Here is a 12369-nt window from a genome sequence, read left to right as displayed (position 1 = left end):
TCCGGACCCGTTCGCGCGTCACGGATCCAATGCGATGTAGTGTATGAGTGTGTGGCTTGGCCGATTAGTGCTCGCGGGCTCAACACCTCGTTGCCTTGGTGCGTACACCCCGAGTCTATCGATCTCGTCTTCTACGAGTGGCCTCCGTGGCATCTCTTTTTCAGGTGGGTTTCGAGCTTAGATGCGTTCAGCTCTTACCCCGTGGTGCGTCGCTGCCCAGCGCGTGCCCTTTCGGACAGCTGGTACACGAGTGGCACCCATTCGTAGTTCCTCTCGTACTATACGAACGTTCCCGTCAGATACCGTTACACCCCCAATAGATAGCAGCCGACCTGTCTCACGACGGTCTAAACCCAGCTCACGACCTCCTTTAATAGGCGAACAACCTCACCCTTGCCCGCTTCTGCACGGGCAGGATGGAGGGAACCGACATCGAGGTAGCAAGCCACCCGGTCGATATGTGCTCTTGCGGGTGACGACTCTGTTATCCCTAAGGTAGCTTTTCTGTCAGCAATTGGCCGCATCAAGCAGCCTAATTGGTTCGCTAGACCACGCTTTCGCGTCAGCGTCCGTCGTTGTGCCGGACACTGTCAGACTTCCGTTTGCTCTTGCGCTCTGTTCCGCGTCTCCGACGCGGATGAGGAAATCTTGGGGCGCGCCCGATATCTTTTCAGGCGCGTACCGCCCCAGTCAAACTGCCCGGCTACCAGTGTCCTCCGCCAGGAGTGAGAGTCGCAGTCACCATCGGGTAGTATTTCAATGCTGGCTCGGTGGCCCGCTAGCGCGGGTACCTGTGTACCGCCTCCTACCTATGCTGCACAATGGCGACCACGTCTCAGTGACAGCCTGCAGTAAAGCTCTATAGGGTCTTCGCTTCCCCTTGGGGGTCTCCAGACTCCGCACTGGAACGTACAGTTCACCGGGCCCAACGTTGGGACAGTGGCGCTCTCGTTGATCCATTCATGCAAGCCGCTACTGAAGCGGCAAGGTACTACGCTACCTTAAGAGGGTCATAGTTACCCCCGCCGTTAACAGGTCCTTCGTCCCCTTGTACGGGGTGTTCAGATACCTGCACTGGGCAGGATTCAGTGACCGTACGAGTCCTTGCGGATTTGCGGTCACCTATGTTGTTACTAGACAGTCGGAGCGCCCGAGTCACTGCGACCTGCCCCATTGCAGGGCAGGCATCCCTTATTGCGAACGTACGGGACTAACTTGCCGAATTCCCTAACGTCGGTTGCTCCCGACAGACCTTGGCTTTCGCCGCCACGAGTACCTGTGTCGGATCTCGGTACGGACAGTGTGCTCGCCTTTTCACGGGCTCTAGGTTGACCTGACTTGCGCTATCCAGTCATTCGATCGCTTCGTGCCGTTACGGCTTCCACGAACTTCGACTGTTCGACCGGGCGAAAGCCCGGCTCAGGCGGCCCCAAAGCGTCGGCTTTGAGTGCACACTGGCATAGGAATATTAACCTATCTCCCTGTTGTCAGCTTCGACTTACGGGCTGACTTAGGACCGGCTAACCCTCAGCTGATCAGCATTGCTGAGGAACCCTTACTCGTTCGGCCGTCGGGGTTCTAACCCGACTAACGCTGCTACTATGACCAGGATTTTCGTTACTGAACGGTCCACACGACTTCTCAGCCGTGCTTCCACCCGAACAGAACGCCAACCTACGAGATCACCAGTCTAAGTGGTGCTGCTAGGTCTCGGTGGTAGACTTGAGCCCCGATCATTTTGGGCGCCTCAAACCTCGGCCGGTAAGCTGTTACGCTTTTCTTAGAGGGTAGCTGCTTCTAAGCTCACCTCCCGGCTGTCTAGGGCTTGAGACCACCTTCGATCGCACTTAGTCTACACTTGGGGACCTTAACCCAGCTCTGGGTTGTCTCCCTCACGGTACACAGGCTTACCCCGTGCACCGGACTCCCTGCGTCGAGCGGCGTTCGTAGGTTCGGAGTTGGACAGGGGGGCACACTCCTCTCGGAGTGCGGTCCCCCAATCCGTCGCTCTACCCCACGAACTACCTCGGCAGAGGTGATGCTTCGACATCTTTCGGTTGGAACCAGCTGTTTCCGGACTCGATGGGCCTTTCACCCCTAGACGTAGGTCACGAGAGGGTATTGTAGGACACCAACTCTAACAGGCCTCCACGTGCCTTTCGGCACGCTTCGCCTTGCCCACGCCTAGATCGTCCGGTTTCGGGTCGTGCCCGTTTGACTCCCCGCGCTTGAACACGGCGGCCCTCGTGCAACGCACTGCGGCCATGTCGGTTTCCCTTCGCCTTCCCCGATGATCGGGTTAGACTCGTCAAACAGGCACACTCCCTGGTTCGTTTTTCAAAACGTACGACAGAACACCGGCTTCCCAAACTTCCTACTAGAGGTTCGCACCTCGATCGTTTTGTCCGGGACCTTCTGTGCCCTGTCGCTCCATCGCCAACTGATTTCACGCCCTATTGCACCTCCCTTCGTGGGGTGCTTTTCAGCGTTCGCTCACGCTACTTGTTCGCTATCGGTCTTGAGGAGTGTTTAGTCTTCGCGGTCGATGCCCGCGATATTCACGAGGGATATCCAACCCCCGATACTCTGGAACTGACTCGTTCCTTACTTGCCGACGGTACGGGACTGTCACCCTGTCTCGTGCTCTATTCCAAGAGACTTCGCGTCGCCGTTCGGGAAGTGATCGTCAGTCCGAACACCACATTGCCCGTGAGGGCTTCGGTTTGGACTGTGTCGCGTTCTTTCGCCAATACTAACGACATCGCGTTTGCTTTCTTTTCCTGTCGGTACTAAGATGTTTCAATTCCCGACGTTCCCCATTGCGCGAAGCAATTGCGGTGGGGATTCCCATTCGGAGATCCTATGTTCTTCGCCTCCGTGCGGCTCCCATAGGCTTATCGCAGCTTGGCACGTCCTTCGTCAGCTCTCAAGCCGAGCGATCCACCAGCTGGCACAGTAGCCACGTTCATCGGATCGGCGTTGCGACAGAGTCGCAACATCGTGACCCGGGAACGGGTCCAGTGGACGCCTGGACTACACGTACACACGGTCTCATCTGCACGCCGGTAGACGGCCGGCCTGCATTGACCCTTCCCACCCACGCTTGCGCGGGGTGGTGCATCGGTTCGTTCGGATTAGACCGAAATCGTCTGCCCCACTTAAGGGGCACGATTCGATCCAACCCGAGCCATGGACCCACAGGGATTCGAACCCTGGGCATCCTCCTTGCAAAGGAGGCACTCTACCACTGAGCTATGGGCCCACGTCCGCCACAAAGGCGGACAGCGGGAGTAGGTGTTAGCCTTGGTAGTTCAAAGGTGCCCGATCGGCCACGACGTGGGTCGATCGAACGTGGACTGCGTGGCGCTACGCGCCACGACTTTTGGGCCGGGGCGACGCCTCGGTCCCGGTCTGTGGAGGTGATCCAGCCGCAGATTCCCCTACGGCTACCTTGTTACGACTTAAGCCCCCTTGCGGAGCCCAGATTCGACCGACGTTGCGTCGGCCTCATCCGGACCCCACTCGGGTGCTTTGACGGGCGGTGTGTGCAAGGAGCAGGGACGTATTCACCGCGCCCTTCTGAGGCGCGATTACTACCGAATCCAGCTTCATGAGGGCGAGTTTCAGCCCTCAATCCGAACTACGACCGAGTTTCGGAGATTAGCGCCCCCTCTCGGGGTTGCATCCCACTGTCTCGGCCATTGTAGCCCGCGTGTCGCCCAGCACATTCGGGGCATACTGACCTACCGTTGCCCGTTCCTTCCTCCAGTTTGGCACTGGCAGTCCTCCTAATGTACCCAACCACCGCTAGGTGTTGCTGGCAATTAGGAGTGCGGGTCTCGCTCGTTGCCTGACTTAACAGGACGCCTCACGGTACGAGCTGACGGCGGCCATGCACCTCCTCTCAATGGCTCCGGTAAGGTCATCAACCTGACTTTCACTGCACATTGTCGATGCTGGTGAGATGTCCGGCGTTGAGTCCAATTAAACCGCAGGCTCCTCCGGTTGTAGTGCTCCCCCGCCAATTCCTTTAAGTTTCATCCTTGCGGACGTACTTCCCAGGCGGTCTGCTTCGCGGCTTCCCTGCGGCACAGCACAGGCTCGTAGCCTGTGCCACACCTAGCAGACATCGTTTACAGCTCGGACTACCCGGGTATCTAATCCGGTTCGTGACCCGAGCTTTCGTCCCTCACCGTCGGATCCGTCTTCCAGAGGCGCTTTCGCCACCGGTGGTCCGTCCAGGATTACGGGATTTCACTCCTACCCCGGACGTACCCCTCTGGTCTTCCGGTCCCAAGCCGTGCAGTTTCCACCGGACGCCCGCGCGTTGAGCGCGCGGATTTCCCGATGGACTTGCACGGCCAGCTACGGACGCTTTAGGCCCAATAATAGCGGTCATCACTCGTGCTGCCGGTATTACCGCGGCGGCTGGCACCGGTCTTGCCCAGCACTTATTCCGCGACCTCCTTACGGTCGCAAAAAGCGAGGACTATATGCCCTCGCACTTGGAGTCCCCCTATCGCACTCGCGTGCAGTGTAAAGGTTTCGCGCCTGCTGCGCCCCGTAGGGCCCGGTATCTTGTCTCAGATACCGTCTCCGGGCTCTTGCTCTCACAACCCGTACCGATTATGGGCACGGTGGGCCGTTACCCCACCGTCTACCTAATCGGCCGCAGCCACATCCTATGGCGCCGGAGCGTTTCGGATTTACACCACTCCAGGTCGTGAATCGTATCCCGAATTAGCCTCAGTTTCCCGAGGTTATTCGGATCCATAGGGTAGTTTGGCCACGTGTTACTGAGCTATCTGCTACGAGTCTGAACTCGTGCAACTAGCATGGCTAAATCGGACTCCAATAGCAATGACCTCCGGCAGGATCAACCGGAATGCTATTTGATCTCCCCAGTTGGGGAGGGTCTGTTGGCGGTGAATGTTGGTACACACTCACACAGGGGTCCACGTTCGCTGACGCCGGTCGTGTGACCGATCGAGCGTCACCGAACTACCAAGGCTAACATCAGATCCCATCTGTACGGCGGACCGCAGGGATGGGGTCCTCATCTTCTTCGTATTACTTTGTAATCGGGGACACCTATTTAAGACCTACGAACCCTACCTTCAGAGGTAGGTAGTACCATACTCATATGGAGGTCGCAACATATCTATGAGTTTCTCCGGAGACGATCTATAGTAGTCGCTGAAACGATTCACATACTGATCGCAGCGCTGTCGTGCGATCAGGTGTGCAATGACGTTCAGTGGCTACTATAGTTCAGGAGATGTGGCGGCTCAGTTCTGGAAGAAAGGCAGTGCAAGTGACACAGTCAGAAGGTCCAAGGGATCCGTGAAGATTGTGATAATGATAGCCACCTATATCGAATTACAAAGGAAAGAGGTGCCTTCCACACTGGATATCGTTCCTGTTTCTATCGGACTATCGACGGAGAAACAACCGGAAAGAAAGTTTTCGACGCTGCTGACCTCTCTGAACGACGTCTCATAGATCCACTTTCAGTCTGTTTGCCAAATCACCAAGTAGTGACCACGAGATTCCCCAGTAATGACTGGAGTCGATCCCGAAACGCCGTGGCTGCCGGCCGACACCGACCAAGACTTTGACCCACTCGAGCATGCGGGAGTGGGCCCATCGCCCGACACACCCATGATCGTCACCCCGCGGGGCGGCGATCGCGAAGTCGGTCGGAGTTGCTATCAAGTCGACACCGAACACGGCACCTACCTCGTCGACTGCGGCCTCAACCAGAGCGAGGGCGACGACTACCCCGACTTCCGCGGGCTCGGTCCGGAATCAGTCGACGCCGTCTTTCTGACTCATGCGCATATCGATCACTGCGGCGGCCTTCCCGTCCTCGAGGCACGGGGCCATCTCGATGACGATGCGCCGATTATCGCGACCCGACCGACGATCGACCTCGCGAAGACGCTGCTCGAGGACTCGCTGAAAATCTATCGCCGGGAGACGAACCGTCACGGCGACCAGCAGCAGTTCTCCCAACAGGACGTGACGACGGTGTTCGACCGTTTCGAGCCGGTCGACTACGGCGGCGGCCGCGTCGGGGCCGTCGCGGAGGAACTCGAGCGCGATCCACTGGTCTACCAGCTCGGCAACGCGGCCCACCTGCTGGGATCGGCGTGGCTCATGCTCCAGACCGAGGGGTATCGCGTCGTGTTCTCGGGCGACCTCGGCGGCCGGGCAAGCCACCTGCCCGATATCACACCCCCGCCGCAGGCCGACGTCCTCTTTCTCGAGAGTACCTACGGCGGGACGCACAGTCACACGTCGTTCAGCGACGCCCAGACGAGGATCTACAACGCCGTCGAGCGGGCCCTGAACAACCGGGAACCGGTCTTGATCCCGACCTTCGCCGTCGGTCGGGCCCAGACGCTGCAGTTGCTGTTCGCCAACCGTCTCCACACGCTGCCGGGCGATCTCAGCGAGCGGGTCCGCCTCGTCGTCGACGGGATGGCCCAGGAGGCGACCGACCGCTATCACGAGTACGTCACCGACACGGACTACCTGGCCGAGTCGGTCGTCAACCGCGCGCAGGAAAGCGGCGACGAAACGCCGTTCTCACCGTCGCAGGTCGAGTTCCCCGAGAGCGACGCCGACCGCCGGGCGATCCTCGAGGACGTCGACCCCGCTGCGGGCGGCAAGGTCCCGGTGATCATCGCCCCGTCGGGGATTCTCACCGGCGGGAACTCCCCGCGCTACCTCGTCGAACTTGTGGCCCAGTTTCACTCCGCAACGGTCATGCTCTCCGGGTATCAGGCCCTGCAGACCACCGGACGGACGATCCAGAACCAAGTCGATGCTGAGGCCGAGGAGATCCAGTTCACGACCGACGCCGAACCCTTCGGGACCGACTGGCCGACCGCCGACAACGTGACCTGGATCTCCCCTGACGGCGCGGCCGAACCGACGACTCGCGTGACGATGCCGAGCGACTGGGTGTCGATGGTCGGTGGACTCAGCGGCCACGCCGCCCAGCCCGGTTTGCTGGACTTTGCACGGACTGTCGATCCGGAGACGATCGCCCTGATACACGGCCCCGACTACGCGCAGGAACACCTCGGGAATCACCTCGCAAAGAACGTCGAGAGCGTCGCCAACGTCACTCGGAGTCGGCGGCTGACACCGATCCCGATCGAGAGCGAGGTCGAACCCGAGACGGCTGTTCTCTCCCCCGAGATGTTCGAGGGCGAGCATGAGTCGGCACACGACCAACTCGAGAACGTCTTCGAGCTGCTGGCGGCAATGAACGAGGAGGTAGCCGACGCACGGACCACGCGCAGCGAGGCCGAAATTCGGGCGATCGTCCGCGACGAACTCGAGAACGCCGGTGTTCTCGAGTCGCGATCGGAAGATCAGTACTGGGACACCTGAATCGGTAACTACAGATGCTCGTTGAACCCTGGACGGTCTATGAGGACTGATGGATATTCGGAATCGTGTGCTGAATACAAGGCGTGAACGTTGCACAAGCTTCGGCTTGATTTGCGTCGGTGAAAGGTGGGTCAGTGCAGAGTGAACCGATTGTCTCTTCGATAGCTCAGCACAGTCAGCATGGGAAGTTGCCGAAATCTACAGCGGATCAGAAGTTAACACATATATCCGAAACCGTGCACTCCTTCATTATATGCAATTCTGTGACGAGTGTGGTTCGATGATGCACACGGAGGGCGACACGTGGGTGTGTCGCGCCTGTGAGAACGAGGAGCCGCGGGACTCGCAAGCAGAAGCGGCGATGGCGACCCAGGATGGACAGCGGGACGACGGGGCACCCGCCGTGGCCGACGCGATCCAGGGCTCCACCGAGACGATGCAGGAGCCCTGTCCGGCGGACGACTGCGACAGCGACCAGGCCTACTCCGAGATGATGCCGAAGCCGGGCGGCTCCTACGAGGTTCGGCTGTTCACCTGCGTCGAGTGCGGCCACAAGTGGCGCGAGTCCTGATGGCGCATCTCGCAAAGCCCGCGCATGCATAGACCACCACATCAGGCACTCAACACCCGAGGTTACGGAAATCTAAGGAGAAAGCCGCGTACTTTAGCGCGGGGATGAATCCAGACTGGAGGGCTAAGAGTCGGATCACCGTCTTAACCAACAAAACGATGAATTGACGCCGTGTGTTGGTTAATACGAACCAACAACCGCTGTCCTACTAACGAGTCAACGATCTACCGGACGACGTCCACGCAAAGGCGACAATCACACTCAAGCAAATCACTGACGACTGCTGCTACTGGCAGTGGCGAGAAGGCGACACGGTGACCTCGAAATGCGAGGGACCAGTCAATTCAGCGGAATAGATACCCCGTGTGCGAAGTGAATTGGCTGGGAACGTCAAGAGAGTCCCCGTGTGCGAGATGATTTTCTGGTCCGGCAGCAAGGGAACCCCGTATGAGAGATGAATTGAGTGACGGGTTGAGTAGGGACGCCCCGTGTGCGAAGTGAATTAGCGGAGAACATTACCGAACACCCTCCGTGTACGAGATGATTCTCTGATCTGGCAGCGAGGGCACCCTGTGTGAGAGATGGATTATAGTAGCTCTTGAAACGATTCACACACCGATCACAACGCTGTCCTGCGATCGAGTGTGCACTGACTTTCAAGAGCTACTATAGATGGGGGAGGGGGGCCACCCCGTGTGCGAGATGATTTTGTGGCTGATAACGCTTCGCGTTAGTTCCCTTCGAAGAACTCCTCTATCTGAGCGTTAACAACTGATTTGATAAGTTCCATCTCGTGTTCTGCCTCTTCAAGACGGATATCGGACTGAAGCGTCTCGGCGACCACTTCTGGATCATCAACGAAAGTATACTCTTTGTGAACGCCGTTCCCGTAGCCCCGTCCACGTTTCTCAGACGTGACGAAATTGTAGGTCTCGGCTTCACTCATGTATCGTAAATAAGAGTCTCGTGACTTTTCGTCGGCATCGAGCAGGTCTGTAAGGTACTGATAGACACGATACGCGACGGTACTCGGGACAGCATTTAGATTTTGCCTGGAGTAAACGGGGACAACCGCAGTTGCATAGAGCGAGATTTTCTTCTGTGTCGACAGTCCCTGCATCTGCGTCAACGTTCGATCGCGTTCGGCCTCTTTCTGGGCGTCCCGAACGTGCTCTTCACGAATCGTATCTTCGCCCGCACGGTCCGCGATCTCCCCGGCTTTCCGGAACAAGTCAATCGCTTTCCGGGCGTCGCCGTGGTCCTGTGCGGCGAACGCCGAACTGAGTGGGATGATACCGTCCTCGAGGACATCGTCTTGATACGCGTCGCGACGGCGCTCGAGAATCGACTGGAGTTGATTCGCGTCGTAATCGGGAAACACGACGTCTTGCGGGTTGAACGAGCTCTCGGCTCGCCCGTCGAGGTCCTCCATAAATCGCGGATCATTCGTGAGGGCGGCGACAGAGACGTGCCCCTCGATCCGACCGAGTTGTGAGGCGCGAGACAGTTGATAGAGCAGTTTCGAATAAGCCGGTTCGTCGTTTGGATCTCGTTGTCGGCCGACCAGGAGATCGACCTCGTCCAGAATGATGATCACCGAGTCGAAGTTGTTGCTCAGAACCTCGTAGAAGCGGTTGAGTTTCTGGTCTGTCGAGATTCCGCTCTGAGGAATACCGACATCGACGCCAGCCTCGTCAGCTGCATTCTTAGCCAGACGATAGACCGCACGGTCGTGAGACTTGATTGTCTGACAGTTGATTTCGATGACCCCGAAACGGTCGCTTTGTGAGTTCGCAAGTTCGAGAACCTGCTGGCAGACCGCGTTGATGATGAGCGACTTTCCAGTGCCAGATGGGCCATAGAGGAGCATATTAGGAGGGCGGTTTCCCTGCAGCGCCGGTCGGAGATACGTTATGATATCGTCCAATTGGTTGTCACGACCGACGATGCGATCCTCGTCGATGACCGCGTCAGGATCAAGTAGCCCCTTGTCACGGAACACAGAATTTTGAACGCCTTCTTGAAGACGGCCTTTGATAGACTGTGAGAGAGACTGTTGATCGTCGCCATCAGCCATACTCGCGGAATGTCGTCCGTGCTATAAATAAATATGGGGGACCGCGTGCGAGATTAAATACGCCATATTTGTGGGTTAGAAGGCTATTCAGGATGGGAAAGTAAAAGCACGGATAACCGCGGGCGAAGTCAATTGGTCGACTAGACCCCGTGTGCGAAATGAAATCCAGCTCGAGTTAGAAAAGTGGTTCAACTCAGGACGACTGAAGAAGACACACCGTGTGCGAAATGAAACGCGTGTTGAGGGGCTGGTGATCTGGTCAACTACCGTCAGGGGGCTATGGACCGACAGTAGTTCTGTGGAATTCGATAATGGATACCCCCTCACCCCGTGTGCGAGATGAATTTGATGAATCGGTCGGAGCGATCAACTCAGAGAAAATACGGAAGTCAGCTGAAAATAGACGGGAGAGGCGATATAGAGAAAGTATACGGAAGAACGGAGCAAGAGATCTACGGTCTGACTACTAAATCAATCAATATTGTAATAGGCTAGCTATAGCTCCAGTACGGTTCCCGTTTATAGAGTATCCACATAAAACTTCTCCTACTAGATGTCCTTCGTCGTTTCGGTCTCTTCAGGCCGTCTTTTTCACGAAATCGTGTATTCAGCGGTTTCTTGGTCTAACTCGTTGCTCCCCCCTCCCTACCTTATTCTCGATTTCATCTCGCACACGGGGTGTGGGTGTTCCCATCTCCTTCATGGAGTGAGTCACCAACATTTCTGAGTGTCTAACGTACAGGACGGTCAACTGTTGAGACTGATTGGCGGGTCGCTGCCGGTCCGTCGCCAATCCCCTCGAGGACGCGATTGAGGACTGACTGCCAAGACAGTTGATGAATACCGTCTCGGTGGCGGGTAACTCGTCAGTCACACACGTCACCGCACACGTCTTGCCTGCACCTGGAGGCCCGTGCGTCGTTGGGAGCGATACCGTGGGTCAGTGGCTCGAGGACTTTCGAGAGGTGTGGGGAGGTTGCGTTGCAGACGGATGATCCAGCAGAAAAGGATTTCCACGTTCGCCAAGTGCTGCAGGTATGTGGTGTAGATGGACTTCCGAAAGAACTGAAATAGAGACTGCTCATCTGCTCATTGGACCCCGTACGTACCGCTGGTTCACAGTCACCTATCCGATTTTGTTCTCCTTCTCAGACCACTGGTCGCGGCAACTATGTCTTCGAATTGATCACTTGTTCCGCTCTCCCGACTGTATGCCCAGAACAGTAACCATCTCTGAATTGAGTTCGGGGCCCTATCTATAAACGAAATCAAATACAGTTATACTTCGATTAGCTAGCCAATAGTTTAATATAGGGTTGCTGCCAAGTTGCTATCGGCGAGAGCAGATACGGATTCCACCGCTACTGTTGAATCCGACCCGAGACATCCAAGCACTCTCGCCAAGACTGAGATCGGTCAAACCAATAGCCATGTTGTCCACCGATTTCAAGTCCCCTTGCACCCACACCGAACCCACCTGTGACCATCCCTAGGGGATTGGGGGCTTCGACGTCGGCTTCTGGCCGGCGTTTCTGTACTATAGTAGCCGCTGAACGTCATTGCACACCTGATCGCACGACGGCGCTGCGATCAGTGTGTGAATCGTTTCAGCGGCTACTATAGAGAACCCTGAAGCAACCGCTCTTGCCTGCACCGTGTTCTTATTCTATCGCGAGACCGGCGACTGTGAACGCTCGAGAGGGCTTGGTAGTCGACCTGGCAACCTCGTCGAGTACGACGTTCACCATCGACACTGAAGACACGAACAAAATCAGCGGTGACGAATGCGCCGCAGCTGTGGCATTCTGGCATTCGTACTCTCTCGAAAGCCAGTCCTGATTACTTGATATCCTCCTTCGCGTAAACGCGGAGGAATCCCGAGCGGTGGGAGTTTCAGGTTTGCAGTCTAACACCAGTCCTTTCAGGGACAGGTAGTCTCACAGCGGCGAACTGGTGGACTGCTGGCCAGACCGAGTGGCCGTTATTCCTATCCTCAACCGTGTACGGCATCCCGGTGTTGTTTTGGCCACTGGGATGCCAGCAGGAGTCAGCGGACTGGGGGTATCGTCTCTCGTGCTTGAAGCAGTCGGCACATCGGCACACCTTTCGAGGATGTGGCGTTCACCGACTGCTCTTTCGGATACTGTCGTCCGAGAGACTCCGTCTCTCGCGATCATGGAAATCGGAGATTTCCGAACGACCTCGTTATCGGAGGTGGACAGGCTCCCTCCCCAGGACGGTTCGGAATCCGCTCCGTTCCGACCAATTCCTACCATTCGATTGAGCGATCTGAAACTTAAATGTCTGCATGGTAACT

Annotated in this window: 5 protein-coding genes, 1 tRNA gene and 2 rRNA genes; 3 read left to right on the top strand and 5 right to left on the bottom strand. The window is 57.1% G+C overall.

All coding sequences use genetic code 11. The features are described from left to right. Nucleotides 1-46 precede the first annotated feature (46 nt). The 3 genes from A6E15_RS18780 to A6E15_RS18770 form a co-directional block, all read right to left on the bottom strand. A 23S ribosomal RNA gene (locus A6E15_RS18780) occupies nucleotides 47-2968 on the bottom strand. Between the two features lie 222 nt (nucleotides 2969-3190). Beyond that, a tRNA-Ala gene (locus A6E15_RS18775) sits at nucleotides 3191-3262 on the bottom strand. Between the two features lie 152 nt (nucleotides 3263-3414). Continuing rightward, nucleotides 3415-4887: ribosomal RNA gene (locus A6E15_RS18770) — 16S ribosomal RNA — on the bottom strand. Together the 16S and 23S rRNA genes with 1 tRNA gene alongside form the textbook arrangement of a ribosomal RNA operon. Nucleotides 4888-5339: 452 nt before the next feature. Here A6E15_RS18770 and A6E15_RS21950 point away from each other — a divergent pair. The 3 genes from A6E15_RS21950 (at nucleotide 5340) to A6E15_RS18755 (ending at nucleotide 7975) form a co-directional block, all read left to right on the top strand. Then, nucleotides 5340-5618 (top strand): phosphoribosyl-AMP cyclohydrolase, encoded by a 279-nt coding sequence (locus tag A6E15_RS21950; protein ID WP_394329279.1) that lies wholly within the window; start codon nucleotides 5340-5342, stop codon nucleotides 5616-5618. Next, entirely contained in the window at nucleotides 5560-7404 is a 1845-nt protein-coding gene (locus tag A6E15_RS18760) for an MBL fold metallo-hydrolase (RefSeq protein WP_076148657.1), read from the top strand. Before A6E15_RS21950 ends, A6E15_RS18760 begins: the two co-directional genes overlap by 59 nt. 253 nt (nucleotides 7405-7657) lie before the next feature. After that, nucleotides 7658-7975, top strand: coding sequence for an RPA12/RPB9/RPC11 RNA polymerase family protein (locus A6E15_RS18755; RefSeq protein ID WP_076148656.1), 318 nt, complete (start codon nucleotides 7658-7660; stop codon nucleotides 7973-7975). Nucleotides 7976-8705: 730 nt separating this feature from the next. On the opposite strand, the gene A6E15_RS18750 is transcribed toward A6E15_RS18755, so the two are convergent. Beyond that, on the bottom strand, nucleotides 8706-10052 hold the full coding sequence (locus A6E15_RS18750; protein ID WP_066304210.1) for an orc1/cdc6 family replication initiation protein: 1347 nt from the start codon (nucleotides 10050-10052) through the stop codon (nucleotides 8706-8708). A 1617-nt stretch (nucleotides 10053-11669) separates the two neighbouring features. Continuing rightward, on the bottom strand, nucleotides 11670-11864 hold the full coding sequence (locus tag A6E15_RS22090) for a DUF7563 family protein (protein WP_139326650.1): 195 nt from the start codon (nucleotides 11862-11864) through the stop codon (nucleotides 11670-11672). Nucleotides 11865-12369 lie beyond the last annotated feature (505 nt).

Source organism: Natrinema saccharevitans (assembly GCF_001953745.1).
Lineage (GTDB): Archaea > Halobacteriota > Halobacteria > Halobacteriales > Natrialbaceae > Natrinema > Natrinema saccharevitans.
The sequence above is the reverse complement of the archived record's forward strand: the minus strand, read 5'-3'. Positions and strand labels throughout refer to the sequence as shown.